Source organism: Pseudoduganella rhizocola (genome assembly GCF_045984285.3).
GTDB lineage: Bacteria > Pseudomonadota > Gammaproteobacteria > Burkholderiales > Burkholderiaceae_D > Rugamonas.
On record NZ_JBJQIK030000013.1, the window covers coordinates 1 to 25,523 of the forward strand.

25 protein-coding genes and 1 tRNA gene are annotated in these 25,523 nt (G+C 62.2%); 11 read left to right on the plus strand and 15 right to left on the minus strand.

The features are described from left to right. Nucleotides 1-128: 128 nt before the first annotated feature. Nucleotides 129-905: an enoyl-CoA hydratase gene (locus ACJRPG_RS22025; RefSeq protein WP_408002252.1), complete on the minus strand. Its 777-nt coding sequence runs from the start codon at nt 903-905 to the stop codon at nt 129-131. A 75-nt stretch (nt 906-980) separates the two neighbouring features. Between ACJRPG_RS22025 and ACJRPG_RS22030 the strand changes: the two genes are divergently transcribed. Both ACJRPG_RS22030 and ACJRPG_RS22035 read left to right on the plus strand, forming a co-directional pair. After that, nucleotides 981-2,252 (plus strand): MFS transporter, encoded by a 1,272-nt coding sequence (locus ACJRPG_RS22030; RefSeq protein ID WP_408002253.1) that lies wholly within the window; start codon nt 981-983, stop codon nt 2,250-2,252. A 52-nt stretch (nt 2,253-2,304) separates the two neighbouring features. Further along, complete coding sequence (locus ACJRPG_RS22035; protein WP_408002254.1) at nt 2,305-2,742, plus strand: universal stress protein; 438 nt, start codon at nt 2,305-2,307, stop codon at nt 2,740-2,742. Here ACJRPG_RS22035 and mltA read toward each other — a convergent pair. Both mltA and apaG read right to left on the minus strand, forming a co-directional pair. Next, nucleotides 2,739-3,974 carry a murein transglycosylase A gene (gene mltA / locus ACJRPG_RS22040; RefSeq protein WP_408002255.1) on the minus strand — a complete coding sequence of 412 codons (1,236 nt, stop codon included), beginning with the start codon at nt 3,972-3,974 and terminating at the stop codon, nt 2,739-2,741. The genes ACJRPG_RS22035 and mltA overlap by 4 nt on opposite strands. Nucleotides 3,975-4,120: 146 nt before the next feature. Further along, complete coding sequence (gene apaG / locus ACJRPG_RS22045) at nt 4,121-4,495, minus strand: Co2+/Mg2+ efflux facilitator ApaG/CorD (protein ID WP_408002256.1); 375 nt, start codon at nt 4,493-4,495, stop codon at nt 4,121-4,123. A 114-nt stretch (nt 4,496-4,609) separates the two neighbouring features. On the opposite strand from apaG, the gene rpe reads away from it, so the two are divergent. From rpe to trpC, 7 genes are all read left to right on the plus strand, one after another. Further along, nucleotides 4,610-5,275 carry a ribulose-phosphate 3-epimerase gene (gene rpe / locus ACJRPG_RS22050; RefSeq protein ID WP_408002257.1) on the plus strand — a complete coding sequence of 222 codons (666 nt, stop codon included), beginning with the start codon at nt 4,610-4,612 and terminating at the stop codon, nt 5,273-5,275. A gap of 2 nt (nt 5,276-5,277) precedes the next feature. Next, nucleotides 5,278-5,973 carry a phosphoglycolate phosphatase gene (locus ACJRPG_RS22055; protein ID WP_408002258.1) on the plus strand — a complete coding sequence of 232 codons (696 nt, stop codon included), beginning with the start codon at nt 5,278-5,280 and terminating at the stop codon, nt 5,971-5,973. 190 nt (nt 5,974-6,163) lie between these two features. Then, nucleotides 6,164-7,660: an anthranilate synthase component I gene (trpE, locus tag ACJRPG_RS22060; RefSeq protein ID WP_408002259.1), complete on the plus strand. Its 1,497-nt coding sequence runs from the start codon at nt 6,164-6,166 to the stop codon at nt 7,658-7,660. Nucleotide 7,661: 1 nt separating this feature from the next. Continuing rightward, on the plus strand, nt 7,662-8,225 hold the full coding sequence (locus ACJRPG_RS22065; protein ID WP_408002358.1) for an anthranilate synthase component II: 564 nt from the start codon (nt 7,662-7,664) through the stop codon (nt 8,223-8,225). A 15-nt stretch (nt 8,226-8,240) separates the two neighbouring features. After that, nucleotides 8,241-9,278 (plus strand): anthranilate phosphoribosyltransferase, encoded by a 1,038-nt coding sequence (gene trpD / locus ACJRPG_RS22070; protein WP_408002260.1) that lies wholly within the window; start codon nt 8,241-8,243, stop codon nt 9,276-9,278. A gap of 9 nt (nt 9,279-9,287) precedes the next feature. Further along, nucleotides 9,288-9,932, plus strand: a complete 645-nt coding sequence (locus ACJRPG_RS22075; protein ID WP_408002261.1) for a LysE family translocator — start codon at nt 9,288-9,290, stop codon at nt 9,930-9,932. A 2-nt stretch (nt 9,933-9,934) separates the two neighbouring features. After that, nucleotides 9,935-10,735 carry an indole-3-glycerol phosphate synthase TrpC gene (gene trpC / locus ACJRPG_RS22080; RefSeq protein ID WP_408002262.1) on the plus strand — a complete coding sequence of 267 codons (801 nt, stop codon included), beginning with the start codon at nt 9,935-9,937 and terminating at the stop codon, nt 10,733-10,735. Nucleotides 10,736-10,739: 4 nt separating this feature from the next. On the opposite strand, the gene ACJRPG_RS22085 is transcribed toward trpC, so the two are convergent. The 7 genes from ACJRPG_RS22085 to ACJRPG_RS22115 form a co-directional block, all read right to left on the minus strand. Beyond that, nucleotides 10,740-11,888 carry a GGDEF domain-containing protein gene (locus ACJRPG_RS22085; protein ID WP_408002263.1) on the minus strand — a complete coding sequence of 383 codons (1,149 nt, stop codon included), beginning with the start codon at nt 11,886-11,888 and terminating at the stop codon, nt 10,740-10,742. A 19-nt stretch (nt 11,889-11,907) separates the two neighbouring features. Then, entirely contained in the window at nt 11,908-13,707 is a 1,800-nt protein-coding gene (locus ACJRPG_RS22090; protein WP_408002264.1) for a M61 family metallopeptidase, read from the minus strand. After that, on the minus strand, nt 13,704-14,282 hold the full coding sequence (locus tag ACJRPG_RS22095; protein WP_408002265.1) for a nucleotidyltransferase family protein: 579 nt from the start codon (nt 14,280-14,282) through the stop codon (nt 13,704-13,706). The genes ACJRPG_RS22090 and ACJRPG_RS22095 overlap by 4 nt, the downstream gene beginning before the upstream one ends. 1 nt (nt 14,283) lies before the next feature. Continuing rightward, complete coding sequence (locus tag ACJRPG_RS22100) at nt 14,284-16,482, minus strand: xanthine dehydrogenase family protein molybdopterin-binding subunit (RefSeq protein ID WP_408002266.1); 2,199 nt, start codon at nt 16,480-16,482, stop codon at nt 14,284-14,286. Nucleotides 16,483-16,492: 10 nt separating this feature from the next. Beyond that, entirely contained in the window at nt 16,493-16,951 is a 459-nt protein-coding gene (locus ACJRPG_RS22105) for a (2Fe-2S)-binding protein (RefSeq protein ID WP_408002267.1), read from the minus strand. 104 nt (nt 16,952-17,055) lie between these two features. Further along, nucleotides 17,056-17,781, minus strand: a complete 726-nt coding sequence (locus ACJRPG_RS22110; protein WP_408002268.1) for a DsbC family protein — start codon at nt 17,779-17,781, stop codon at nt 17,056-17,058. Between the two features lie 11 nt (nt 17,782-17,792). Next, nucleotides 17,793-19,013, minus strand: coding sequence for an FAD-dependent monooxygenase (locus ACJRPG_RS22115; RefSeq protein ID WP_408002269.1), 1,221 nt, complete (start codon nt 19,011-19,013; stop codon nt 17,793-17,795). A gap of 88 nt (nt 19,014-19,101) precedes the next feature. Here ACJRPG_RS22115 and ACJRPG_RS22120 point away from each other — a divergent pair. Continuing rightward, nucleotides 19,102-19,177, plus strand: a tRNA-Phe gene (locus ACJRPG_RS22120). A gap of 183 nt (nt 19,178-19,360) precedes the next feature. Here ACJRPG_RS22120 and ACJRPG_RS22125 read toward each other — a convergent pair. From ACJRPG_RS22125 to ACJRPG_RS22140, 4 genes are all read right to left on the minus strand, one after another. Further along, nucleotides 19,361-19,666, minus strand: a complete 306-nt coding sequence (locus ACJRPG_RS22125) for a hypothetical protein (protein ID WP_408002270.1) — start codon at nt 19,664-19,666, stop codon at nt 19,361-19,363. 540 nt (nt 19,667-20,206) lie between these two features. Beyond that, nucleotides 20,207-20,701 (minus strand): hypothetical protein, encoded by a 495-nt coding sequence (locus ACJRPG_RS22130; protein WP_408002271.1) that lies wholly within the window; start codon nt 20,699-20,701, stop codon nt 20,207-20,209. Nucleotides 20,702-20,704: 3 nt separating this feature from the next. Continuing rightward, nucleotides 20,705-21,754 (minus strand): AAA family ATPase, encoded by a 1,050-nt coding sequence (locus tag ACJRPG_RS22135; RefSeq protein ID WP_408002272.1) that lies wholly within the window; start codon nt 21,752-21,754, stop codon nt 20,705-20,707. 364 nt (nt 21,755-22,118) lie between these two features. Continuing rightward, nucleotides 22,119-23,486, minus strand: a complete 1,368-nt coding sequence (locus ACJRPG_RS22140) for an amino acid permease (RefSeq protein ID WP_408002273.1) — start codon at nt 23,484-23,486, stop codon at nt 22,119-22,121. A gap of 159 nt (nt 23,487-23,645) precedes the next feature. Here ACJRPG_RS22140 and ACJRPG_RS22145 point away from each other — a divergent pair, with 159 nt between their 5' ends. Then, nucleotides 23,646-24,473 (plus strand): type 1 glutamine amidotransferase domain-containing protein, encoded by an 828-nt coding sequence (locus ACJRPG_RS22145; protein ID WP_408002274.1) that lies wholly within the window; start codon nt 23,646-23,648, stop codon nt 24,471-24,473. A 26-nt stretch (nt 24,474-24,499) separates the two neighbouring features. Here ACJRPG_RS22145 and ACJRPG_RS22150 read toward each other — a convergent pair whose 3' ends face one another. Further along, the gene (locus ACJRPG_RS22150) at nt 24,500-25,441 is read right to left on the minus strand and encodes a bile acid:sodium symporter family protein (RefSeq protein ID WP_408002275.1); all 942 of its coding nucleotides are present in this window, start codon (nt 25,439-25,441) and stop codon (nt 24,500-24,502) included. Nucleotides 25,442-25,523: the final 82 nt, after the last annotated feature.

Consider the following 25,523-nt stretch of genomic DNA (forward strand, 5'->3'; position numbering starts at 1 on the left):
TTCTTCAAACGCCCACACTTATCGACTGTTAATTTTTAAAGATCCTGCTGTGGTCACGAAGCGTTGTGTTCGTGAAGCAGAGAAACGAGATTATGGGGCGTCCCCAGAATCTCGTCAAGGGTCACTTTTCAAAGACCCTCAAAATTTGCGGGTCTTTTTTCGAGGAAGGCATGCATGCCCTCGCGCTGGGCCGGCGTGCCGAAGGCAGCCTGGAACAGGCGGCGCTCATAATTGACGCCTTCCGTCAGCGTAGTTTCGAAGGCGCGGTTCACCGCGTCCTTGATCTGCATGGCGACGGACAGCGACATCGACGCGATCTGCGTGGCCGCGGCCAGCGTCTCTTCGATCAGCTTGTCGGCCGGGACCACGCGCGAGACGAGGCCGATGCGCTCCGCCTCGGCGGCGTCGATGGTGCGGGCCGTCAGCAGCAGGTCCATGGCTTTTGCCTTGCCGATGGCGCGCGGCAGGCGCTGGGTGCCGCCGGCGCCCGGCGTGACGCCGACCTTGATTTCCGGCTGGCCGAACTTGGCGTTATCGCCGGCAATCAGGAAATCGCACATCATGGCCAGTTCGCAGCCGCCGCCCAGCGCGTAGCCGGCCACAGCGCCGATTACCGGCTTGCGCACCTTGAGGATGTGCTCCCAGTTGCGGGTGATGTAGTTGTCGCGGTAGGTGTCCTGATAGGTGTAGTCGGCCATGGCGGCGATGTCGGCGCCCGCGGCAAATGCTTTCTCACTGCCGGTCAGCACGATACAGCCGATGCCGGGGTCCTTGTCGAATGCGGCGAAGGCTTCGCCCAGTTCATTCATCATGCTGTCGTTCAGCGAATTCAGCGACTTCGGGCGGTGCAGGCGGATCAGCGCCACGCGGCCGTGGACTTCCACAATCAGTTCCTGGTATTGCATCAGTGTCTCCTCAAAGGGGAAAGATATCCGCCGATTGTAGCCGCTCGCACACGCGGCTGCTATGATTTGGCATTCATGCTTACCGTTTTCCGCACCCGCTTTTCCGCCTGGCTTTCGCAGGACAACCTGCTGAAGAGCCGGGATTTCAGGAATTACTGGGCCAGCGGCGTGATGGCCCAGGTGGGCAACGTCGTCGGCACCCTCGCCCTGCCGCTCTGCGCGGTGCTGATCCTGCACGCCACGCCCGCCCAGATGGGCATTCTCACCGCCTGCTCGGCCATTCCGTTTGCAGTGTTTGCATTGCCGGCCGGCGTGTGGCTGGACCGTCACTACAAATTGCCTATCCTGCTCGCCAGCAAACTGGTGCAGGCGGCCGCGCTGCTGGTGATTCCGCTTGCTTATTGGCTGGGCATCCTGAGCATGCCCTGGCTGTACGCGCTTGCCGCCCTGCAGGGCACCTGCGCCATCGTGGGCGGCGGCGCGGAACAGGTGCTGCTGAACCTGCTGGTCGGACGCGGCAATATGGTGGAAGCGCAGTCGCGCTTTGCCACCAGCGATTCGGTGGTCAAGCTGACGGCGCCCGGCCTGGCAGGCCTGCTGATCCAGTGGCTGTCCGCGCCGATTGCCCTGATTATCAATGCCGCGGGCTATATATTCTCTTTGCTGCTCATGCGCCGCGTGAAGCTGGAGGAACCCGCGCCGGAACCGAGCGACAAGCATCCGCTGGCCGACATTGCGGACGGTTTCCGCTTCATCTTTACCCAGCGCCTGCTCTGCGTGCTAGTTACCTGCGCCGGTTTCTGGCACCTGATCTATTTCGGCTACGCGGCGATGGCCGTGATTTTCGCCACGCGCGACCTGGGCATGACCGCCGGCCAACTGGGCGCCGCGCAGATTCTGGGCGGCCTGGGCGTAATGTTCAGCGCTTTCGTCATGCGCCCGCTGGACCGCAACTATGGTCCGGGCGTGACTATCCTGATCGGCACCGTCATGAGCTGCGCGGTCTTTATCCTGATGGCGCTGCTGCCTGCGAAACTGTTCGGCAGCTCTACTGCGACCTTTTTCGCCTATGCGAGCCTGACCTTCCTGTTCGACTGCGGAGTGCTGCTGTTCTTCGTGCCCTATGTAGCGCTGCGCCAGAAAGTGACGCCGGATGCCATGATGGGCCGCATGATCTCCACCACGCGCTTCCTTACCACGGCGATTGCGCCGCTGGGGGCGCTCACCACCGGCTATATCGCCAGCCATTCCAGCACGCGCACCGCGCTGGCCTGCGTTTCGGTGGGCGGCCTGGCCCTGCTGGCGGGCATGATGATGTCGAAACAGATCCGAAGCGTGCGCTCCTGAACATGCAGCCGTTCTACACTGGGGCATTGCCAACTTTGCAAGGGCATGCGCCATGTTCGCGAACATCCTGTTTCCCACCGACGGCTCGCCGCAGTCCGAGAAGGCAACCAATACCGCGCTGCGGCTGGCGCAGCTGCACGGGGCGCGCCTGATCGCGCTCTCCGTCGCGCAGCCCTTCCCTTTCGTGCCGCTGGCCGATGGCGGCATCGTGCCCGACACCCAGGTATTCGAGAACCAGATCAATGCCGCCGCGCGCGGCAACCTGGACAAGGTGTCAGCCGCTGCCGCTGCTGCGGGCGTGCCCTGCGAAACGATCCTGTCGACTTCGCACAGCCCGTATGAGGAAATCGTGTCGGTGGCGGAGAAGCACAACTGCGACCTGATCCTGATGGCCTCGCACGGCCGCAAGGGACTGAACAAACTGTTCCTCGGCAGTGAAACGCAGAAGGTGCTGGCGCATACGCACCTTCCGGTTCTCGTACTGCGTTAGGGCTGCGCTTTCGGCAGCAGCACCCACACCTGGCCGCGCTGCTTCATGCGGCCGGCATTCTCCATCGCTTCCGTTCCGAACCCGAAAAAGAAATCGACCCGGATGGCGCCCTTGATGGCGCCGCCGGTGTCCTGCGCCATCAGCAGGCGCTGCAGCGGCACATCGCTGGCCGGCAGCGTGGTGGACAGATAGACCGGCGCACCCAGCACGATCTGGGACGGATCGACCGCCGCCGAGCGCCCGCCGGTCAGCGGCACACCCAGCGAGCCTTTCGGGCCGACGGAAGGGTCGGGCAGCTTCTCTTCGCGGAAGAAGATGTAGCTGGCGTTCGCATTGAACAGCTCCTGCATGCGCGAGGGGTTGGCGGCGATCCAGGCCTTGATGCCTTGCGCGCTGGCCTGTTCCGGGGTCAGCTCGCCCTGTTCGATCAGCCAGCGCCCGATGGCCTTGTAGGGATGGCCGTTCTGGTCGGCGTAAGCCGCGCGTACGGTTTCGCCGGTATCCAGCTGCACGCGGCCGGAACCCTGCACTTCCAGGAAGAAGGCTTCCACCGGATCGTTCACCCACAGCAGCTCCTTGCCCTTGAAGTCGGCGCTCGCGATTTCGGCGCGGCTGTTGTACGGGATGACGCGCTTGCCCTGCAGGCGGCCGCGGAAGCGCTTGCCCTTCAGGTCGGGATAGACGCTGCCCAGGTCGATGGTCAGCAGGTCGTCCGGCACTTTATAGAGGGGCGTCTGGTAGGCGCCTTTTTTCTGGCGCGAGCCGTACAGCAGCGGCTCGTAGTAGCCGGTAATGAGGCCGGAATCGGCGCCGTCAGGCGCGATGATGCGGTGCGGCTGGAACCAGCGCTCGAAATAGCTGCGGATTGCGCCGCCGTCGGCGCTGTCGACCGCCGCAGCCGCACTGCACGGCGCCTGCCAGTCCGCGCGTTTAACGAGCACCCGGCAGGACGCCTGGAAGGCCGGCCAGGCGGCGCGCAGGTCGTCCGTTTCCCAGCCCGGCAAGGCACTGAACGGGGCCGGCAGGTATTCCGTTTTCGACGGAGGCGCGGGCGCCGGTGCAGGCGGCTGCGCCGGCTGTGGAGCGGGTGGCGGCGGTACCGGCTGCGGCGCGGGCTGCACCGGCGCGGGAGGCCGGACCGGGGGCGCGGGCTGCTGGGTGCCGCAGGCGCTCAGCGCGAAGGCGATGACGGAAGCGGCGGCGGCGGGTAAACTACGGCGTGCAAATAACATGGGAGCTGTCTATGTGGTATCTGATGCTTGAGGCGCTGGTGGCGCTCTTCCTGCTGGTGTTCATCGTCTGGTGGACGATGCCCGGCAAGAAAAAAACACCGCCGAAACAGAAGGACAGCGCCGAGTAAATGACTCAACTCATGCGCTCAGTGCAGCGTGCGCGGCAGCGAGAGCACGAATTCGGGAATCTTCGCTTCGAACTGATGGCCGTCTTCCGCCACGCAGAAGTATTCGCCCACCATGGAGCCCTGCGGCGTCTGCAGCGCGGTGCCGCTGGTGTATTCGAACTGCTCGCCCGGCTGCAGCAAGGGCTGGTGGCCTACCACGCCCAGGCCGCGCACCTCTTCCTTGTGATTGTTGGCGTCCACAATCACCCAATGCCGCGAGATCAGCTGCGCGGCTACCGTGCCCGTGTTCTTGATCGTGATCGAATAGGTGAACACGTAATTGGTGCGTTCCGGGTCTGACTGTTCAGGCAGATACTGCGTGCGCACGGACACAGTGAACTCGTATCGGGACATCGACTTTCCTTAGTATTCAATAAGCATTGGCAGTTTAGCATTCCAGGCCAATTCTGACGCGCGCACAAGGTGCGCGTAAAATAGCGCATCTTTTTTATGCAGCCCCATCCCACCATGACTACTTTCCGTATCGCTCCCAGCATCCTGTCCGCCGACTTCGCCCGCCTGGGCGAGGAAGTGCGCAATGTCGTCACCGCCGGCGCCGACATCATCCACTTCGACGTGATGGACAACCACTACGTACCGAACCTGACCATCGGCCCGCTGGTGTGCCAGGCCATCCGTCCGCATGTGCAGGTGCCGATCGACGTGCACCTGATGGTAAAGCCGGTCGACCGCATCATTCCGGACTTTGCGAAAGCGGGCGCGAACATCATTACCTTCCACCCGGAAGCGTCGGACCATATCGACCGTTCGCTGCAGCTGATCCGCGACCACGGCTGCAAGGCCGGCCTGGTGTTCAACCCGGCCACGCCGCTGAGCTACCTGGAGCATGTGATGGACAAGATCGACATGATCCTCATCATGTCCGTGAACCCCGGCTTCGGCGGCCAGTCCTTCATTCCACAGGCGCTGAAGAAAATCGCCGAAGCGCGCCGCCTTATCGATGAATCCGGCCGCGACATCCTGCTGGAAGTGGACGGCGGCATCAAGATCGACAATATCGCCGCGGCAGCGAAAGCAGGCGCCGACACCTTCGTGGCCGGCTCCGCCATCTTCGGCCAGCCCGACTACAAGGCTGTGATCGACGCGATGCGCACCCAGCTCGCAACGGTGTAAGCATGACGGCGGCCCACCCACTGCGCGGCGTACGGGCCGCCATCATTGACCTCGACGGCACTATGCTGGACACGATGCCGGACTTCCACGTCGCCATCAACAATATGCGCAGCGAGCTGTCGCTGCCGCCCATCAGCACGGACCAGATCCGCGTGATGGTAGGCAAAGGCTCGGAGAACCTGATCCGCAGCGTGCTCGCGCTGGACCATCCGTCCGACCAGATCGAGCTGCATTTCCCGAAGGCGATGGATGCCTACCAGCGGCACTACCTCAGCATCAACGGCCTGCACAGCGTGCACTATCCCGACGTGGCGGCCGGCCTGCAGGCGCTGAAGGACGCGGGCCTGCGCCTGGCCTGCGTGACCAACAAGCCGATCGCCTTCGCCCTGCCGCTGCTGAAGCTGAAGGGCCTGGACCATTACTTCGACGTGATCTACGGCGGCGACTCGCTGCCGAAGAAAAAGCCCGATCCCCTGCCCCTGCTGACCGTGTGCGAGGACTTCGGCCTGGCGCCCTCGCAAGTGGTGGCCATCGGCGACTCCTCGAACGATGCCGCGGCGGCGCGCGCGGCGGGCTGCCCGGTGCTGACCGTGCCGTATGGGTACAACCACGGCGAGTCTATACACGAAACGGATTCCGATGGTATAGTTGACACGCTGCTCCACGCGGCTAACCTGATTGGCTTGCACAACCACTAACCATGTTTCTCAACAAAAGACACAATGTCACTCACCAGGGCTCGATTGAGGCCTGGCTATGGCGACGCTGGCAATCCTGGGCTGAATAAACCCTTTCTGATTGCTGCCGTCGGAGCTCGTCTATACATCTCCCCGGCAGGTTTTTTGTAACCCCACCGCCACCACTTCGACCGGCGGAATGGAGAGAAGCATGACCGAACTCGAATTCAAATCCCTCGCGCAGCAAGGCTATAACCGTATTCCCCTGATCGCGGAAGCTTTCGCTGATCTCGAAACGCCCCTCACGCTCTACCTGAAACTGGCCCAGACCCAGAACACCGGCAAGAATACCTTTCTGCTGGAGTCGGTGGTGGGCGGCGAGCGTTTCGGCCGCTACTCCTTCATCGGCCTGCCTGCCAGCACCGTGCTGCGCACCTTCGGCAGCCGCACCGAGATCGTGAAGAACGGCGCGGTGATCGAGACGCACGAAGGCAATCCGCTGGAATTCATCGAACAGTACCAGGCACGCTTCAAGGTCGCGCTGCGTCCCGGCATGCCGCGCTTCTGCGGCGGCCTGGCGGGCTACTTCGGCTATGACACGGTGCGCCATATCGAGAAGAAGCTGGCGAACTCGCAGCCGAAGGACGACCTGGGGCTGCCCGATATCCAGCTGATGGTGACGGAAGAGCTGGCGGTGATCGACAACCTGTCCGGCAAGCTGTACCTGATCGTGTATGCCGACACGGCGCAGCCTGAGTCCTTCTCCAAGGCGCGCCAGCGCCTGAAAGACCTGCGCGCCCTGCTGCGCCGCGGTGTCGATGCGCCGGTCACCAGCGCTTCGGTACGCACCGAAATCATCCGCGACTTCAAGAAGGAAGACTACCTGGCGGCGGTGGCCAAAGCCCATGAGTATGTAATGGCCGGCGACCTGATGCAGGTGCAGATCGGCCAGCGCATCCGCAAGCCGTATGTGGATTCGCCGCTCACGCTGTACCGTGCGCTGCGTTCGCTGAATCCCTCGCCGTACATGTACTTCTATAACTTCGGCGATATGCAGATCGTTGGCGCGTCGCCGGAGATCCTGGTGCGCAACGAGACGCTGCCGGACGGCGACAAGAAAGTGACGCTGCGCCCGATCGCCGGCACCCGTCCGCGCGGCGCCACGCCGGAACGCGATGCGGAACTGGCGAAGGAACTGCTGAACGATCCGAAGGAAATCGCGGAACACGTGATGCTCATCGACCTGGCGCGCAATGACCTGGGCCGCATCTCGGAAACCGGCAGCGTCAAGGTCACCGACCAGATGATCATCGAGAAGTACTCGCATGTGCAGCACATCGTGTCGAACGTGGAGGGCAAGCTGAAAGCCGGCATGTCCAACCTCGACGTGCTGCGCGCCACCTTCCCGGCCGGCACCCTGACCGGCGCCCCGAAAGTGCGCGCGATGGAAGTGATCGACGAGCTGGAAATCTCCAAGCGCGGCATCTACGGCGGCGCCTGCGGCTATCTCTCCTTCGGCGGCGAGATGGACGTGGCGATCGCGATCCGCACCGGCGTGATCAAGGAAGGCATGCTTTACGTGCAGGCCGCGGCCGGCATCGTGGCCGATTCCATCGCCGAGATGGAATGGCAGGAAACCGAGAACAAGGCACGCGCCGTGCTGCGCGCCGCCGAGCAAGTGCAAGATGGCCTGGATGGGGAGTTCTGAAATGCTGCTGATGATCGACAACTACGACTCCTTCACCTACAACATCGTGCAGTATTTCGGCGAGCTGGGCGAAGACGTGCGCACCTTCCGCAATGACGAAATCACGATTGCGGAAATCGAGGCGCTGAATCCCGACCATATCTGCATCTCTCCCGGCCCGAAAGCGCCGGCGCAGGCAGGCATTTCCGTGGAAGTGCTCAAACACTTCGCGGGCAAGAAACCTATCCTGGGTGTCTGCCTCGGCCACCAGGCCATCGGCGAAGCCTTCGGCGGCAAGGTGATCCGCGCCAAGCAGGTCATGCATGGCAAAACCTCCCTCATCGCGCATACGGGCGTGGGCGTGTTCAAGAACCTGCCCAGCCCCTTCACGGTAATCCGTTACCACTCTCTGGCAATCGAACGTTCCTCGCTGCCTTCCTGCCTGGAAGTGACCGCATGGACCGACGACGGCGAAATCATGGGCGTGCGGCACAAGGAATTCGACATCGAGGGTGTGCAGTTCCACCCCGAGTCCATCCTGTCCGAACACGGCCACGCGCTGTTGAAGAATTTCCTCGAACGCTAAGAGAAGGAACAGATCATGCCTATCACCCACCAGGAAGCCCTGCTGCGCTGCATCGAGCACCGCGAGATTTTCCACGACGAGATGCTGCACCTGTTCCGCCAGATCATGAGCGGCGAAATGTCGCCTGTCATGGTCGCGGCGCTGACCATGGGCCTGCGCGTCAAGAAGGAAACCATCGGCGAGATCACCGCCGCCGCGCAGGTCATGCGCGAGTTTTCGACCAAGGTGCCGATGGCCGACACCACCAACCTGCTCGACATCGTGGGCACAGGCGGCGACGGCGCGCATACCTTCAATATCTCCACCGCCTCCATGTTCGTGGCGGCAGCAGCCGGCGCGCGCGTGGCCAAACATGGCGGGCGCAGCGTGTCCTCCTCTTCCGGCAGCGCGGACCTGATCGAATCGCTGGGCGCCAATATCAACCTGAAGCCGGAACAGATCGCGCAGTCCATCGCGCAGACCGGCATCGGCTTCATGTTCGCACCCAACCACCACGCCGCCATGAAGCATGTGGCGCCGGTGCGCAAGGAACTGGGCGTGCGCTCCATCTTCAATATCCTCGGCCCGCTGACCAACCCGGCCGGTGCGCCGAATATCCTGATGGGCGTGTTCCACCAGGACCTGGTCGGTATCCAGGTGCGTGTGCTGCAGCGCCTCGGCGCCCAGCATGCCATGGTGGTCTATGGCCGCGACAATATGGATGAAGTGTCGCTGGGCGCGGGCACCATGGTCGGCGAACTGGTGAATGGCGAGATCCGCGAATACGAAATCCACCCGGAAGACTTCGGCCTGCAAATGACGGCCAGCCGCAACCTGAAAGTGGCCGATGCGGCCGACTCGAAGCGCGTGGTGCTGGAAGCACTGAACGGCGCACCGGGCGCCGCCACCGATATCGTTGCGCTGAATGCGGGCACCGCGCTGTATGCGGCCGGCGTGGCGCCGTCCATCGCCGACGGCATCGACCGTGCGCGCAAGGCCATCGGCTCCGGCGCCGCCATGGCAAAACTGGAGCAGTTCGTGCAGGTGACGCAGGCGCTCGGCGCCGGCAATTAAGGAGCGGCCATGCTGGGTATCCACGACCTCACGCTGTTCATCATCTCCGGCCTGCTGCTGAACATCATGCCGGGACCGGATTCGCTGCTGATCATGACGCGCAGCGCCCAGCAGGGCTGGCGCGCCGGTTCATCGGCGGCGATGGGCATTGCCGCCGGCACCATGGTGCACGTGTTCGCCGCCGCTGTCGGCCTGTCGGCACTGCTGGCCACCTCCGCCACCGCATTCAATGTGGTGAAGTGGGTGGGCGCCGCCTACATCGTCTGGTGCGGCATCGGCATGCTGCGCACGCGTATCAAGGCCACGCCGGACGACGCCGGCGCCACGCCGCCACCGGCGCCGCTGCCTTACCGCCGCATCTTCGCGCAGGGTTTTCTCACCAATGTGCTGAACCCGAAGGTGGCGCTGTTCTTCCTCGCCTTCGTGCCGCAGTTTATCGACGCCGATGCGCCGAACAAGGCGCTGGCTTTCATCGTGCTCGGCTGCATCTTCAACTTCAACGGCACCTTGTGGTGTAACGGCCTGGCCATCTTCACCGCTTTCGCGAGCGCTAAGCTGAAGGTCAAGCCGCTGGTGGCGCTGTGGCTGAACCGTGTTACCGGCTCCATCTTCCTCGCACTGGGCGCGCGCCTGGCGCTGTCCGACCGTAACTGACCATGTCCGACATCCTGAACAAAATCCTGGCCGTGAAGGCCGACGAAGTGGCTGCGGCAAAGAAGTACCGCAGCCTGTCCAGCCTGCGCTCCGAAGTCGAGGGCGACAAGGAGCTGCGCGCCGGCCTGCGCGGCTTTGAAGCGAACCTGCGCAAGCATATCGCTGCCGGCGCCGCGGGCGTGATTGCGGAAGTGAAGAAGGCTTCGCCATCGAAAGGCGTGCTGCGCGAAGATTTCCGGCCGGCCGATATCGCGGCCAGCTATGCCGGCGGCGGCGCTGCCTGCCTGTCCGTCTTGACCGATAAGCAGTTCTTCCAGGGCGCCACCGAATACCTGCAGCAGGCGCGCGCCGCCTGCGCCATTCCGGTGCTGCGCAAGGACTTCATGGTCGATATGTACCAGATCTATGAAGCGCGCGCGATGGGCGCCGACTGCATCCTGCTGATCGTGGCGGCGCTGGACCATGGCCTGATGGCCGAGATGGAAGCCTGCGCCCATGAGCTGGGCATGGATGTGCTGATCGAGTCGCACGACGGCGCGGAACTGGATGCGGCGCTCAAGCTGAAGAGCCGCCTGGTCGGCATCAACAACCGCAACCTGCGCACCTTCGATGTGTCGCTGGATACGACCTTGTCGCTGCTGCCGCGCATTCCCGCCGAAAGGCTGGTTATCACCGAATCGGGCATCCTGAACACGGACGACGTAAAGCGCATGCGCGATGCGAACGTGCATTCCTTCCTGGTCGGCGAAGCCTTCATGCGCGCCGCCGATCCGGGCGCGGAGCTGCGCCGCCTGTTCGCCTGATTCGTCAGGCGTCCACTTCGAGCCGGTCGCGCCCTGCGGCCTTGGCGCGGTACAGGGCGTTGTCGGCCTTGCCCAGCACACCATCCATCTCCGCCGTGGGATTCAGCTCGCAGGCCACGCCGATGCTGGCCGTGAAAGCGGGTAGCCCGTCGGCGCGCGGCGCGCGCAGGATGTCCAGGATGCGCTCGCCCACCAGCACCGCCTGCTCGCGGCCCGTCTCCGGCAGCAGCACGATGAATTCCTCGCCGCCGAAACGGGCCAGCAGGTCGCTGTCGCGCAGCGCGGAGCCGATCAGCCGAGCTGCATTCACCAGCACCTTGTCACCCACCGCGTGGCCATAGTTGTCGTTGATCTCCTTGAAGCGGTCCAAGTCGATGCTGAGCAGCGCCATCTGGCGCTCGCCGCGCCGCATATGCGGCAGCTGCCTTGCATAGGCGTCGGCAAAACCGCGCCGGTTGAGCACCCCGGTCAGCGGGTCACTGACCGCGCGCCGTTCCAGCACGCGGTGCACCCGCTGGTTGGCGACGATGATGAAGGCCAGCGTGGTGAGAATGGTGACGAAGCTGCCAACCACCAGGTAGGCGCTCTGGAAGGGGCCCGGGCTGGCCAGGTCGGTGCTGGCCACTTCGCCATACAGCGCGAGCATGGCGCGGATGAAGGTCATCAGTGTTTGCGCCGCCATCATGCCGCCGAAGACGCGCGTGGCCAGCGTTCTTTCCCCTGCGTGCCACACCACATACAGGTGGCGCACATCGAGGGCGGTGGCCATCAGCCCCATCCAGACTACGCGCGCGCCGAAGTTCGGTTCCACCAGCAGCCAGTACAGCATGCCGCACGCGGCCAGCAATTCCACCGCAGCGAACAATCGCCAGCTGTTGCGCATGCCATAGAATTTTTCGGTGCCGGTCATGGTGAGCCCGGAACCGCCGATGATCAGCAGGTTGCAAGCCAGCAGCGCCACCCATTCGGGCAGGGGACCACGCAGGGCGTAAAACACGGCGGCGACGAACAGCACGCCCATGCCAGCGGCCCAGTGACCCACTCCGCGCACCTCGGGGGGATAGTTGCGGTGGGCGGCGTACAGCACGATGGCCATGCCGCCGCCTAACAGTGTGGTGATGACGAACAGCGTGTAAGCGTCCAGCAAGCGCATTTGACTGCCTGGCCTCCGTCTAAGCGCTCGGGCGCGGCAGCGCACCTGCCTTGCGGGCCGTGTCCAGCGTGAGGGTAATGCCCGGCACGCGGTCGCCCTGCAGCAGCACGGAGAAACGCATCAGCTCATCGCGGCGGAAGGCATGCACTTCCACCGTATCGCCCACCTTGTAGCGTGCCAGCAGCGTGTCCACATTGGCCGGATTGCCGCTCACGCGCAGGCCGTCGATTGCCACCAGCAGGTCGCCGGCGGACAGGCCGGAACGGTGCGCCGCCCCGCCTTCGTGCACACTGGACAGCTTGCAGTCGGCGCCTTCGCGGCCCAGGTTCACGTCCAGGCTCGGTTTCGTGGACTTGCGTTCATCGATGTATTTCACGCCGAATGGCGCCAGCAGCTTCGCCAGCGGCACGTCTTCCGTGCCGCGGATGTATTTCTCGAAGAAGGGTTTGAGCTTCATGCCGCTCACTTCATCGAACAGCGCCTCCACTTCCTGCGGCGTCACGCCGCGGCCCTTCACATGGAAGTCGCGCCCATAGCGCTGCCACAGGGCGAGCATGATGTCGTCCAGCGAACGCTTGCCCGCCGTCCTGGCGCGAATGGTCAGGTCCAGGCCGAGGCCGATCAGCGAGCCCTTGGCGTAGTAGCTGACGATGGCGTTCGGCGCATTCTCGTCCTGCCGGTAGTACTTGCCCCATGCATCGAAGCTGGAGTCGGCCACGCTCTGCCGCGTGCGGCCCGCGCCGCGCAGCACGCCGCCGATGCCCTTGCCCAGCATCTTGTAATAGGCGGCCTCGCTGATCATGCCGGAGCGGACCAGGAACAGGTCGTCGTAATAACTGGTGAAACCCTCGAACAGCCAGAGCAGCGGCGTGTAGTTCTCTACCTGCAGGTCGTAAGGCGCAAACACGGCAGGCTTGATGCGCTTAACGTTCCAGGTATGGAAGTATTCGTGGCTGCACAGGCCCAGGAAGCGGATATAGCCTTCGCTGCGCTCCTTCGATGGCGCTGCGGTGCTGGGCAGGTCGGCGCGTGCGCAGATCAGTGCCGTCGAAGCGCGATGCTCCAGACCGCCGTAGCCGTCGCCGACGGCCAGCGTCATGAAGACGTAGCGCTCCATCGGCGCCTTTTTCGTCTTCGGTTCGAAGAAGGCGATCTGGGTCTCGCAAATGGCCTTCAGGTCCGCACACAGGCGCGGCATGTCGAGGTTGGGCACGCGGCCGGTGATGACGATATCGTGCGGCACGCCATGCGCCTTGAAGGTGGCCAGCGCAAAGTCGCCCATCTCGACCGGGCTGTCGATCAGCTCATCGTAATTGGCGGCGGCGTAGGTGCCGAAGCCGTAGCGTTTTGCCTTCAGTTCCGGCAGCGCCGTGGCCACGCGCCAGCTGCGCGCTGCTTCATGCTGCGGGCGCTGGATGTCCACGATGTGCTGCGAATCCTCATGGCCGAGGGCGCGCAGGAAAACGCTGGTGCCGTTGAAGAAGCCGTGCGTCTGGTCCAGGTGGGCGGCGCGTACCGACAGGTCCCAGGCATAAACTTCGTAGCGCAGCGTCAGCGTGCCCTTGACGGGCGCCGCCTGCCAGGAATGCTTGTCGAGCTTCGTGAGCGCTACCGGCGCCCCGGCCGATTCGGCGCGGATGCTGATGATATTGCGCGAGAACTCGCGGATCATGTAACTGCCGGGAATCCAGGCGGGCAGTGCGAACACCTGGCCTTCGGCGGCCGGCGCCGCAACGGTGAGCGTCACCTCGAACAGGTGGGCCGCGAGGTCTTTGCCGACGATGGCGTAAGTAATGGGTTTATTCGTATTCTTTTTCATTGCAGATCAGCTGGACTGTCGATATCGCGGAAAATGCCGGGATCGTTGACGGCGACTTCCACCACCTCATGCTGTTTCACGATGCTGCGCGCGCCTTCATCTCCATGCAGCGCCAGCAGCTGCGGCAAATGCCGGCGGCTGAAAGCCACCGGGTTGCCGCGTTTTCCCTCACTTGCGGGTGCGGCGATATCCGCGCCCTCTTCCAATGCCTGCGCCAGCGCCGCAATGGTGGCCGGCTGCACATAGGGCATATCGCCCAGCGCCACCACCCAGCCATCGGCATAGCCCGACTGGCGCAGGCCATGCACCAGCGAACAGCCCATGCCCATATCGGCGTCGGCGCATTCGGTAACAAGGCAGCCGAGCGCCGCCAGTTCGGCCGCCGCTGCGTCATCTCCAGGCCGCAGTACCGCAACCACTTCCGGCAGTGCTGCCAGCAGGTGCCGGGCGCTGGCAGCGAGTACCGTGCCGCCCGCGGGCAGCGGCTGCATCAGCTTGTTGCAGCTCCCCGACGCGTCGAAACGGCGCCCGCGCCCCGCAGCCAGCAGCACGCCGACGAGGCGCAGGGAGCCCATCTCAGGCACCTGCAAGGTCGAAAGGCAGCTTGCGCAGGCGCTTGCCGGTGGCCTTGAACAGGGCGTTGGCATAGGCCGGCGCCAGCGGCGGGAAGCCTGGCTCGCCCATGCCGGTCGGCGGTTCGGTCGATGCCGCGATATGCACCGCGACCTGCGGCATGTCCGGCATGCGCGCCACGGTGTAATCGCTGAGCTGCGACTGTTCCACCTTACCATCCTTGAGCGTGATGGCGGCGCCCGGCAGCGTGGTACCCACCGCCATCAGCACGGCGCCCTGCACCTGTGCTTCGATGGTCATCGGGTTCACGGCCTGGTTGCAGTGCACGCCGGCAGTCACCGTGTGCAGCTTGGGCATGCCGTTTTCCACCGAGGCCGTGACCACATAGGCCACCACCGTGCCGAAGGATTCGTGCACCGCAACGCCCCATGCCTGCCCCTGCGGCAGCTGCTTGACCCCGTAGCCGGACTTGCCGACCGCGAGGTCCAGCGCCGCGTGATGGCGTTTGTGGTCGGCCGGAATCAGCTTGCGGCGGTATTCCACCGGGTCCACGCCCGCGGCGCTTGCCGCTTCATCGATCAGGGTTTCCATCACGTAGGCCGTGTGGGTGGAACCTACGGAGCGCCACCACAGCACCGGCACGTTGAGCTTCGTGTTATGTACGCTCAGGTTCATCGGCACCTTGTACGGTTCGCCCATGCCCTCAATCATCGTGGCGTCGATGCCGTCCTTCACCATCATCGGTTCGAAAGGCGTGCCGGCCAGGATGGACTGGCCAACGATGACGTGATCCCATCCAACGATATTGCCCTTGGCATCGAGGCCGATATCGGCGCGGTGCACGTGGGCCGGGCGGTAGTAGCCGCCCTTGATATCGTCCTCGCGGCTCCAGATCAGTTTCACCGGGCCGCTCTTGCCTGCGGCCTTGTAGGCTTTCGCCACTGCGACCGCTTCCACGATGTAGTCCGAAGTCGGTACGGCGCGGCGGCCGAAACCGCCGCCCGCCATCATCGTGTTCAGCGTGACCTGCTCCGGCTTGAGGCCTGCGGTACGGGCTGCCGCTGCCTGGTCCAGGGTCTGGAACTGGCTGCCGGCCCAGATGGTGCAGGAATCGGCTTTCAGGTCGACCACGCAGTTCAGCGGTTCCATCGGCGCGTGCGCCAGATAGGGGAACTCGTAGACGGCCGAGATTTTCTTCGCGGCGCCGGCCAGCTTCGAGGTATCGCCCTTGCGCGCCACTTTGCCCGGCGTTGCCGCCAGCTTGCGGTATTCGGCGAACTGCTTTGCGCTGTCCACCTTCTCCACGCCGCTGGCATCCCAGTCGATCTTCAGCGCGTCGCGCGCCTGCTTTGCCTGCCAGTAGCCGTTGGCGATTACCGCCACGCCATTGCCGCCACGGTCGGTGGCAACCGGCAGCACGGCAATCACGCCCGGCATTTTCTTCGCCCTGGCTGCATCCAGCTTCTTCACCTTCGCGCCGAACACCGGCGGACGCGCCACCACGGCGACCTTGCTGCCTTCCGGCTTGAAGTCCATGCCGAACTGCTGGCTGCCGTTCGATTTGGCGCGCGCATCCAGGCGCGGCGTCGGCTTGCCGATGATGCTGAAATCTTCCGTATTCTTCAGCACCACGTTGGCGGGCACCGGCTGTTTCGCCGCCGCGGCCGCGAACTCGCCATACGTCGCCTTCCGGCCGTTTGGGCCGGTCAGCGTGCCTTTCGAGGTCTTGACCTGATTCGCGGGCACCTTCCACTGCTCGGCCGCCGCGGCAACCAGCATGGCGCGCGCCTTGGCCCCGATTTCACGGTACTGGCCCCAGGAATGGGCCACCGTGCCCGAGCCGCCCGTCATCTGGATGCCGAACGCCGGATCCTTGTACTGGTCGGCCGCGGGCGCCAGCGCGCCGCGCATCTGCGGCCAGTCAGCGTCCAGTTCTTCCGCAATCAGCATGGGCAGGGCGGTATGCACGCCCTGGCCGAATTCAAGGCGGTTCACCTGCACCGTCACCGTGTTGTCCGGCGCGATGTGCAGGAAAGCGTTGGGCTCATAGACCGGCTTCTGCGGCGCCTGCGCTTTGGCGAAACGTCCGCCGCCGCCAACGAAGAAGCTCAATACCAGGCCGCCGCCCGCCACCTTCATGAAATCGCGGCGCGACACGCCGGCGCTGAGCTCAGCGCCCTCCTTCAACCATTCCTTGCGCATGGTGCTCTCCTCAGGCCAGGGTCTTGGCCGCGTCCTTGATGGCCGCGCGGATGCGTTGATAGGTGCCGCAGCGGCAGATATTGCCCGCCATTGCGCTGTCGATATCGGCGTCGGTCGGCGCCTTGTTCGTTTTCAGCAGGGCGGTGGCGCTCATCACCTGTCCGCTCTGGCAGTAGCCGCACTGCGGCACGTCATGCTTGACCCAGGCGTCCTGCACGGCCTTGCCAACGTGGTCCGCCTCCATCGCTTCGATGGTGGTGATCTTCTGGCCGACCGCCGCCGAAATGGGCGTGATGCAGGACCGGACAGGCTGGCCGGCCAGATGCACGGTGCAGGCGCCGCACAGGGCCGCGCCGCAGCCGAATTTGGTGCCGGTCATATTCAGGTTATCGCGCAGCGCCCACAGGATAGGCGTGCTTGGATCGGCATCGACTTGCGTGTCGCGGCCATTGATGTTCAGGGTAAGCATGAAGACTCCTCAGTCTGGCGTGCTGCGTGAAGGGAGAACGGCGTGCCGCACGGGCACGCACAGCCGCGGCGGGTCTCGGCGCCCGCCTCAGTCAGTGACTACTGCTACTGCTTAATCGACGAAAACTTGGACTCCAGCGTCTGCAGGTCAATGGCGCCGGGAATGCGGCTGCCGTCGGCGAAGAAGATTGCAGGCGTACCGTTGACGCGCAGCTTCTGGCCCAGCGCCAGCACCTGTTCATTCGGCGCGGTGCAATTGGCCGGCGCGGCAGGCGCCGCCTTGCCGCTGATCATCCACTCATCCCAGGCCTTGTTGCGGTCCGCCGAGCACCAGATATTCTTGGACTTGACCACGGAGTCCGGCGACAGGATGTTGTACATGAAGGTATATACCGTCACATTGTCGACATCCTTGAGGGCCTGCTGGCGGAAGCGCTTGCAGTAGCCGCAGTTCGGATCCTCGAACACTGCGATCACGCGCTTGCCATTGCCCTTCACCGTCTTCAGCGCCAGTTCCAGCGGCAGGTCGGAGAATTTGATCTTGTTGATATCGTCGATGCGCGCCTGCGTGAGGTCTTCGCTGGTCTTCAGGTTGAAGACGTGGCCGACGATCAGGTAGCTGCCGGTCTTGTCGGTGTAGCGGATTTCGTCGCCCACCCGGATTTCGTACAGCCCCGCATACGGGGTCGCCTTGACAGAATCGATTTTGACGCCCTCGCCGAGGCGGGGCTCCACCGCTTTGCGGATATTCTCTTCCACGGAATTTTCCGCGCCGGCACAGGACATTAACATTGCCGATGCCAGCAACAGCGCGGCCTTACTCTTTCTCATACTTTCTCCGATTATCGCTTGCCCAGGGCATGCGCTATGAGCCGGCGCTTTACCACCGGCAACTTATCCAGCAAGTTTAGCCCGAAATTGCGAACCACGCGCAAAGGTTCGAAATCGGTGCCGAACAGGCGTTCCAGGCCGTCGGTGGTGGCTTGCATCAGCAGCACTTCCTCCTTGCGAGAACGGTCATAGCGGGCCAGCACGCGCTCGTCGCCGATGGAACGGTGTTCCTCGCGTTCCACCACGGCTTTCACCAGGTCCTGCACATCGCTGAAGCCCAGGTTCATGCCGTGGCCCGCCAGCGGATGCACTACATGGGCCGCATCGCCCACCAGCGCCACGCGCGGCGCCACCAGCGAGTGGGGGCGCAGCATACGCAGCGGGAAGGCGCGGACCAGTTCCGGCTGGACCGGCGTCAGCGTGCCCAGTTTTTCGGCAGCAAAGGCCGACAGGCGTGCCGCCAGCGCCGCTGCGCCCTCGCTGCACAGGGTGTCGGCCAGCATGTCCGGCGCCGACCACACCAGCGACACGCGGTTGCCCGGCAGCGGCAGCAGGGCCACAATGCCCTGGTCGCAGGTGAACCACTGGTGCGCCGCGCCGTGGTGCGGCTTCTCGCATTCAAAATTGCTGACCACGCCCTTCTGGCCATAGCTGCGGTAATCGAGGCCGATATCGCACTGGCCGCGCACCCAGCTCTGGGCGCCGTCAGCGCCCACAATCAGCGAAGACTTGATCTCGCTGCCGTCATCCAGCTTCACCGCCGCCACATCTTCCCCGGCCGACAGGGCCACTGCGCGGCCGTGCACGATATGCACGTTCTGGGCGAAACGCAGGGCCGCATCCAGGGCCTGGTTCAGGTTGCGGTCCTCCACGATCCAGGCCAGCGTATTCGCATGGGCGCCGTAGGCGTCGAAATGCAGGCCGCCCGGGCTCTTGCCGTCGCCCTCCACCAGCATGGCATCCACCGGCGCAATGCGCGCCTGGTCCATCGCGCCCCAGACCTTGAGGGAGGACAGCAGGCGGTTCGCGGTGTGGTTCAGGGCGAAGACGCGCACATCCCAGCTCGCATCGTCGCTGGGCTGCTGCGGCGGCGCGGGCGGCGCCAGCATAGTCACGCTCTGGCCGGCCTGGGCGAAGGCCAGCGCCGTGGTCTTGGCGATGGCGCCATCGCCGACAATGCACACCGCCGTCTGAACGTGGTGGCGGGAGGAGGAAGCGGATGGATTGTTCATCCGCCCATTATAGCTTTCACGCCCCGGCAGCGGCCGCGCGCAAATCAGCCTTGCATTTCAGAATCCATCTGCTATAATTCTGCTCCTTGGCCTGGTAGCTCAGTTGGTAGAGCAGAGGACTGAAAATCCTTGTGTCGGTGGTTCGATTCCGCCCCGGGCCACCAAGAATAAAAAGTGAAAACGCCACCTTCGGGTGGCGTTTTTGTTTCTGCCTTCGAACTTGTCCACTGCGGGCCCATTTCCGAGCACTCGGTCGAACCTCCTGTCAGGAAGCCTGGTTTTGCATGGTCGCGGCCGTGCAGTACATATACAAAGAACTGGCCAGTGCTACCGTCACAAAGCTTGCATTACTCGTCATCTTTGCCAGCACCGTCCTCGATAACCAGAACAGTCGGAGTATTCGTCGTCGGCACCCATAAAATCCCAGCAAGACCTGATTGAGTTGCGGCGTCCGGAATAAAACCAGCTCCCGCCCAACCTGCCTTGTGGGCCTCGTCGTGAAACCACTCACGCACTTTCTTGGAGACCCGTTTGGCTTCTTTACTGTCTGGATGATCTTGATTGTAAAGCGCCAGGACACGCTCGTTACTGCAAAGCACTGCAGGCTGATGTTCGGACCGCTTTTTAGGATCGGGAAATTTATACCCTGCCATCTATTTTCCTTTCAGGAATCACTGGAAATGCCAGTCTTGGAATATTATCATAATGCATTAAATATTGCTCAACAGGCACTCCAGAGAGTTGAGCACATCAGACGCACTGGGGTCAGTAGAAGGCCGTCTGCGTTTTATGTCGTAGACATTGGTGGTGGATTAGATGGCGAATCAATCTACCGAGAACCGATACTGACGTCGGCGAGATGCCGCCGAGTATCTCCGTGAGAAGGGAAAGCTGCTCAGTTAGTAATTGAATTTCGCTCCTGGCTTGCGTTACTATGTTTTTTGTCCTGAAGCGCGGCATTTACAGCCGCTTTCAAGCTGCCAACCTCGTTCTCAGCGCTGTAAAGTCGGGCCGCAAGTCATGTATTTAGCTGCCGATACTTTTTAATCGGCGTCTGCAATCACCGCAATCTGACTCTTTCTGTATAGCCTTCTGCTCGTTAGCATCGGCAAACGCACGTTCACCTCACGTTGAATTCAAAAAGACCGCCTTTCATTAAACAACAGCGGTCACCGTACTGGGCGGACTGCTTCTCAAGAGTCAACCCCGAGGCTTCTCTCAATAGGCGCGAGGGCAATGTTGTCGCCTTGATCACGAAACGCATCACCCTTTCTCGCCCTCTGCAATGCTACCTCGACGATTCGCTCGGTTACTCGATCTGGAGTCTTCCACTTCATAACCAATCCACCGTGATCCATGCCATACTCAGCAACAATATCGCGCAGTTGATCAAGGTTAAGTAGTAACAACGCATCTTTTAACTGTTGCTCACCTTCTCGTGCAAGGAGAACAGGGTCGAGGACTGCGGGCGCGCGGCGATTGCTCGGCCGCTTATTCGTTTCTCCAGTAACCTTCGCGTCCCCTCCATCGACGCTATTTTCCTTACCGGATGGAGCTTGCGTAGCGCCTCTCGATCTGTCATCCAGAGAAATTAGGGCGTCCACAATCTGCTGATGAAACAACGGGTTTTTTTCAGCTTCATCGGCAACTATAGATGCCAACTTCAACAATACCTTTCGGAGTTTCATAGGTTATCCCTCCAATCGCTCCCACACTTCGTCGGCGAGCTGATTGAATTGCTCAGCCAAGCCTTCACTACCGGAACCATATTTTTGTTTCAATGTTCGCTTATAGGGTGCGTATTCAGCAGCAGCCGCAATCGCATTGGATTGCTTTATCCGTGTATCGAACACTTCAGGCATCTTCGCGTCGGCCTCGAGGTCACGAAGTACTGTTTTGTGAACTGTAGAATTCGACTGGAATTTCGTTATAACGATGCCGAGTGCCTCGACCTCCTCAGCAATCGCCTTACTGAACTCGGCGACACGTGTGGTGATCTGCGGAATACCATACGTCGAGAGATGATCTGGAATCGTTGGGATAATGTATCCATGTGAGATCCGTAGACCATTAAGTGTGATGATACCGAGATTGGGCGGGCAATCGACGATAACGATATCGTAATCATCAAGCTTGGATTTTACGGCACGCCAGAGAAGGTCAATCGGATTGACCGCATAGAACTTTCCTGACGGTGTGCTAGCGAGTTTATCCTGAACGTCAATTAAATCAAGACTTGACGGTAAGAGGTCAATACGACCTGATGCTGAAACGTCACCAACATTTTTTTGCAATGTGGCTTTGAGATCGAATTTCGGATGCTCAGGATCGAGGGCATCCTTAAACAACTGGGCCAGAGTGCATCCTTCCTTGTTCAGCTCGAGCCATTTATCCTCACCAATCAACATGATGGTTGCGTTGGTTTGCGGATCAAGGTCGATCACAAGTACTTTTTTGCCTGCAACAGCATAACTTTCCGCGAGAGCTACAGAAGTGGTTGTCTTTGCAACGCCACCCTTCAGGTTGATTGTCGATATCACATGTGCCATGCTTTTCTTCCCTTTATTCTTTCTTAACCATAGCCTAATCTGCGAGCGATAAAAGATCGGTCCCGATGCCAGCTCCGCCACCGGTTGCGGAAAATTGACAGCACGCGTCCGCCAGTTGGCGACAGCTTGCTTTGACACTCCCGCCATGGCAGCTATCTCATGAATGCCGACTACTTCGTCCCCGATTTTCATACCGCCCCATCTGTGTACACCGTTCACAGTGTACGATGTACACAACCGCGGCGCAAGAGCTTGTCGTAGTTTCACCACGAAGCGAGGTGAAGCCCGACTAACGGGAAGCCACGGTCCGCGTTGTTCAGTTCGGATTAGTTCGCCTGCAGCTTCAGCTCGGCAAGCGACTTTCCGGCTAGCTTGAGCCCGAGTGCGCCGCCATTTAGGTCTTTCACTTCTCTTCAATGGGGGGCACTTTTCGAGGTCTGTTCCGTTCCAAGTCCTCGAAACTATAGAATTGGACGATCTTCGCGATTCCGCCCCGGGCCACCAAGATCATAAAAACCGCCCATCTGCGGGTGGCGTTTTTGTTTTTTGCGCGCTTTTACTCCCCAATAGCCTCGGGCCTGGCCCGCAAAACACCGAATGCGGGCCGCTTGCGCAGGGCGAAATAGGAAGCGACGATCGCAAGGGTGATCACGCACATGAACCCGAACTGGAAGCGCGTATCGGGATTGAAAGCCTGCGACAGCAGTACCGCGGCCAGCGTCAACAGGGCGATGACATTGCCGAAGGGGTAGAGCCAGCTTCTGGTGCGCGCCCCCTGGCGCATCTTCGCATGCGCCAGGATGATAAAAATCCACACGGTCATGATAAAGGCGCCGCTGCTCTTGGCAAGCGTGAGGAAAAGGTCGCCGCCGCTGGCATAGTGCACTGCCAGGATCGCCACGCACACGGCAAAACTGAGCGCGAGGGCATTCAGGGGAACGCCGCGCTCTGTAGTGCGGCCGAACAACGCCGGTGCGTAGCCGCGCTGGCTCAGGGAATACAGCATCCGCGAATTCGAGAACAGGAAAGAGTTCATCACCGACATGAAGGAGACGAACAGCACCACTTTCATCGCCGTTGCTGCCCAGGGGTATCCGGCAAGGCTGAACAGGGCGACATAGGGCGACTTCAGGTTGACGGTATCGGTCCAGGGCAGGCACAGGATCAGGATGGACACGGATCCCACGTAAAACACCATGACCCGGAACAGCACGCTGCGGATGGCCTTCACCACACTTTCCCGCGGCTTCTCCGATTCGCCGGCCGCCACGGCTGCGATTTCGCTGCCACCGAGCGAAAAGATTACCACCGTTACCCCCGCCAGCACCGGCAGGACCCCATTCGGCATGAACCCGCCATGCGCCGTCAGGTTGCTCAGGCCCGGCGATGGAACACTGTCCTGCAGGTTTAACAGAATCGACACGCCCAGCACCATGCAGATCAGGATGGAGCTGATTTTTGCGAACGAAAGCCAATACTCGGCCTCGCCGAAAGAACGCACCGAGTAGAGATTGCTGGAGATGACGATCACGAGCATGAGCAAGGCCCCGGCCCACACAGGCAGCCCGGGCAAAAAGTCATTCAGGATCGCGCCGAGCAGGATGGCCTCGATGGTGATGGTGATCATCGACTTGAACCAGTACAGCCAGCCTACCGAGTAGCCCGCCCATTCGCCCAGGTACTGGCTGGCGAAGGTGGAGAAGGAGCCGCTGTCGATGTTCTTCGCGGCCATTTCACCGAGCATGAACATTACGAGGATGACGACAAAGCCGCCGATCAGGTAGGACAGGATGGCGGCCGGGCCTGCAGTGGCAATCAGCGCTCCCGATCCAACAAAAAGCCCCGCGCCTATGACGCCGCCCAGCGCGATCATTGTGACGTGGCGTTGCTTCAGGCCATGAACCAGGGCGTTTGCATGCTTCATACGGCTCCTTCTGAACGGGAGTGAAGATGATCGCGCCATCATACTGCGCAAACCATTACCCGATGTAACAAATCAAGTGCGCCATAGCGCATTTACGACAGATCACGCATGCAATACGCTGCAGTCATCGGGCTTCGCCCTTTCACTCAGGAGATGCAAATGAAAAAGATCATCATGGCCGGCCTGCTGGCCGCCGCTGCTGGTTTCGCCAATGCCGGCAACGTACTGGTGGTGCTGTCGGACCAGGACAAGCTGGACCTCAAGGACGGGAAAGTGATGGAAACCGGCTTCTTCCTCAACGAGCTGATGGAGCCGGTGCAGACCTTCATCGCGGCCGGCCACACGGTGGTGTTCGCCACACCCAGCGGCAAGGCTCCGTCGGCCGACCAGAAATCGGACGATGTGAACTTCTGGGGCGGCAATGAGAAAGCGCGCCAGGAAAGCAAGGCGCTGCTGGCGACCCTCAAGCTGACGTCGAAGTCCGGCTCCCCGGCGATCAGCCTGGCCGAGGTGAAGAAAATCGGCTACGACAAGTTTGACGCCGTGTTCGTGCCGGGCGGCCATATCCCCATGCAGGACCTGTTGAAGAACAGGGAACTGGGCGCGCTGCTCACCCACTTCCACGATCACCAGAAAGTCACCGGCCTCACCTGCCACGGCACCATCGCGCTGCTCTCGGCCATTCCGGATGCTCACGGCTATGTCGGGAAACTGGAAGCCGGCCAGCGTCCGCCGCCTTCACAGTGGATCTACAAGGGCTACAAGATGACCGCCTTCACCAATGAAGAGGAAGAACAGGCCAAGGGTTTCCTGAACGGCGGCAAGATGAAACTGTTCCCGCAGGACGGCCTGGTGGCAGCCGGCGCCAATTTCCTTGAAGCCAAACCATGGAGCACGAACGTGGTGGAAGACCGCGAACTGGTCTCCGGCCAGAATCCGCAGTCGGCCAAGGCGGTGGCGCAAGCCATGCTGAAAAAAATGCGCTGAGCGCGCGCCCTGCCGGCCGCCAGTTGCTAGCGCAGCGTCCCGGCGGCCGGTTTCCCCACTGCCGCCGCAGCCTGCCGCCGCATCAGCCAGGCAAAAAGCAGCCCTCCCGCATACATCAGCACACCGTACAGGGCGCCCGGCACCGCCATCTGGTCCTGCTGCAGCACGGTGCTCGCGATGACCAGCGCCAGCGTGGCATTCTGTACCGATGTCTCTATGCCGAGCGTGACCGACTGCCGTTGCGACAGGCGCGCCAGCCGGGCCATGCCGAAGCCGACCGCCAGCATCAGCAGGTTCAGCGTAATGGCAAAGGGCGCCAGCGTGCTGAAATTATCGCGCAGGGCCGCCCAGTTCTTCAGCACCGCGCCCAGCACGATGACGACGAACAGCACGGTGGCGATCCTGGTCGCCACCGGTTCGATACGCAAGGCGCGCGCCGTCCATCGATGGCGGACGAACATGCCCAGGGCGACCGGCAGGCCGAGCATGATAAAGATCTGCCCCATCATCATCCCGGCCGGCACCTGCACCGTCTGCACGGCGCCGGCAAAGTGGCCGAGCGCGAAGGAAACGATCAGCGGCAGCGTAAAGATGGTGAGCACGCTGGCCACCGCCGTGAAGCTCAGTGCCAGCGCTACGTCGCCGCGCGCCAGGTAAGTCAGGAGGTTGGAAGTGGTGCCGGTTGGGCAGGCGGCAAGGATCATGAAGCCGACCGCGAACACCCCGGCCATGCCGCTCACCTTGATCATCGCGAAGCAGACCAGCGGCAGCAGCACGAAATGGCATAGCACGCCGATCAGCAGTGCGCGCGGCTGGCGCACGATGCGGCTGAAGTCGCCGGGCGTCAGGCCCAGCCCCAGCGAAAACATGATGATTGCCAGCGACAATGGCAGTAATACCGTTGAAAGCAGATCTCCTTGCACAAGGTTCTCCCCGAGCGGTTGAATGACGATGACCGTCGCCATCATACTGTTCTTATTGCAGCCTGAGGCCCTCGCCCGCCTCGGGATGTACTCAAGAATCAAATGTAGTGATATAGTTCACTACAAC

Excerpts from the sequence above, each read along its gene's own strand:
- ACJRPG_RS22025 (WP_408002252.1), bottom strand. The coding sequence starts at position 905 with ATGCAATACCAGGAACTGATTGTGGAAGTCCACGGCCGCGTGGCGCTG.
- ACJRPG_RS22030 (WP_408002253.1), top strand. The coding sequence starts at position 981 with ATGCTTACCGTTTTCCGCACCCGCTTTTCCGCCTGGCTTTCGCAGGAC.
- ACJRPG_RS22035 (WP_408002254.1), top strand. The coding sequence starts at position 2,305 with ATGTTCGCGAACATCCTGTTTCCCACCGACGGCTCGCCGCAGTCCGAG.
- mltA (WP_408002255.1), bottom strand. The coding sequence starts at position 3,974 with ATGTTATTTGCACGCCGTAGTTTACCCGCCGCCGCCGCTTCCGTCATC.
- apaG (WP_408002256.1), bottom strand. The coding sequence starts at position 4,495 with ATGTCCCGATACGAGTTCACTGTGTCCGTGCGCACGCAGTATCTGCCT.
- rpe (WP_408002257.1), top strand. The coding sequence starts at position 4,610 with ATGACTACTTTCCGTATCGCTCCCAGCATCCTGTCCGCCGACTTCGCC.
- ACJRPG_RS22055 (WP_408002258.1), top strand. The coding sequence starts at position 5,278 with ATGACGGCGGCCCACCCACTGCGCGGCGTACGGGCCGCCATCATTGAC.
- trpE (WP_408002259.1), top strand. The coding sequence starts at position 6,164 with ATGACCGAACTCGAATTCAAATCCCTCGCGCAGCAAGGCTATAACCGT.
- ACJRPG_RS22065 (WP_408002358.1), top strand. The coding sequence starts at position 7,662 with ATGCTGCTGATGATCGACAACTACGACTCCTTCACCTACAACATCGTG.
- trpD (WP_408002260.1), top strand. The coding sequence starts at position 8,241 with ATGCCTATCACCCACCAGGAAGCCCTGCTGCGCTGCATCGAGCACCGC.
- ACJRPG_RS22075 (WP_408002261.1), top strand. The coding sequence starts at position 9,288 with ATGCTGGGTATCCACGACCTCACGCTGTTCATCATCTCCGGCCTGCTG.
- trpC (WP_408002262.1), top strand. The coding sequence starts at position 9,935 with ATGTCCGACATCCTGAACAAAATCCTGGCCGTGAAGGCCGACGAAGTG.
- ACJRPG_RS22085 (WP_408002263.1), bottom strand. The coding sequence starts at position 11,888 with ATGCGCTTGCTGGACGCTTACACGCTGTTCGTCATCACCACACTGTTA.
- ACJRPG_RS22090 (WP_408002264.1), bottom strand. The coding sequence starts at position 13,707 with ATGAAAAAGAATACGAATAAACCCATTACTTACGCCATCGTCGGCAAA.
- ACJRPG_RS22095 (WP_408002265.1), bottom strand. The coding sequence starts at position 14,282 with ATGGGCTCCCTGCGCCTCGTCGGCGTGCTGCTGGCTGCGGGGCGCGGG.
- ACJRPG_RS22100 (WP_408002266.1), bottom strand. The coding sequence starts at position 16,482 with ATGCGCAAGGAATGGTTGAAGGAGGGCGCTGAGCTCAGCGCCGGCGTG.
- ACJRPG_RS22105 (WP_408002267.1), bottom strand. The coding sequence starts at position 16,951 with ATGCTTACCCTGAACATCAATGGCCGCGACACGCAAGTCGATGCCGAT.
- ACJRPG_RS22110 (WP_408002268.1), bottom strand. The coding sequence starts at position 17,781 with ATGAGAAAGAGTAAGGCCGCGCTGTTGCTGGCATCGGCAATGTTAATG.
- ACJRPG_RS22115 (WP_408002269.1), bottom strand. The coding sequence starts at position 19,013 with ATGAACAATCCATCCGCTTCCTCCTCCCGCCACCACGTTCAGACGGCG.
- ACJRPG_RS22125 (WP_408002270.1), bottom strand. The coding sequence starts at position 19,666 with ATGGCAGGGTATAAATTTCCCGATCCTAAAAAGCGGTCCGAACATCAG.
- ACJRPG_RS22130 (WP_408002271.1), bottom strand. The coding sequence starts at position 20,701 with ATGAAACTCCGAAAGGTATTGTTGAAGTTGGCATCTATAGTTGCCGAT.
- ACJRPG_RS22135 (WP_408002272.1), bottom strand. The coding sequence starts at position 21,754 with ATGAAAATCGGGGACGAAGTAGTCGGCATTCATGAGATAGCTGCCATG.
- ACJRPG_RS22140 (WP_408002273.1), bottom strand. The coding sequence starts at position 23,486 with ATGAAGCATGCAAACGCCCTGGTTCATGGCCTGAAGCAACGCCACGTC.
- ACJRPG_RS22145 (WP_408002274.1), top strand. The coding sequence starts at position 23,646 with ATGAAAAAGATCATCATGGCCGGCCTGCTGGCCGCCGCTGCTGGTTTC.
- ACJRPG_RS22150 (WP_408002275.1), bottom strand. The coding sequence starts at position 25,441 with ATGATGGCGACGGTCATCGTCATTCAACCGCTCGGGGAGAACCTTGTG.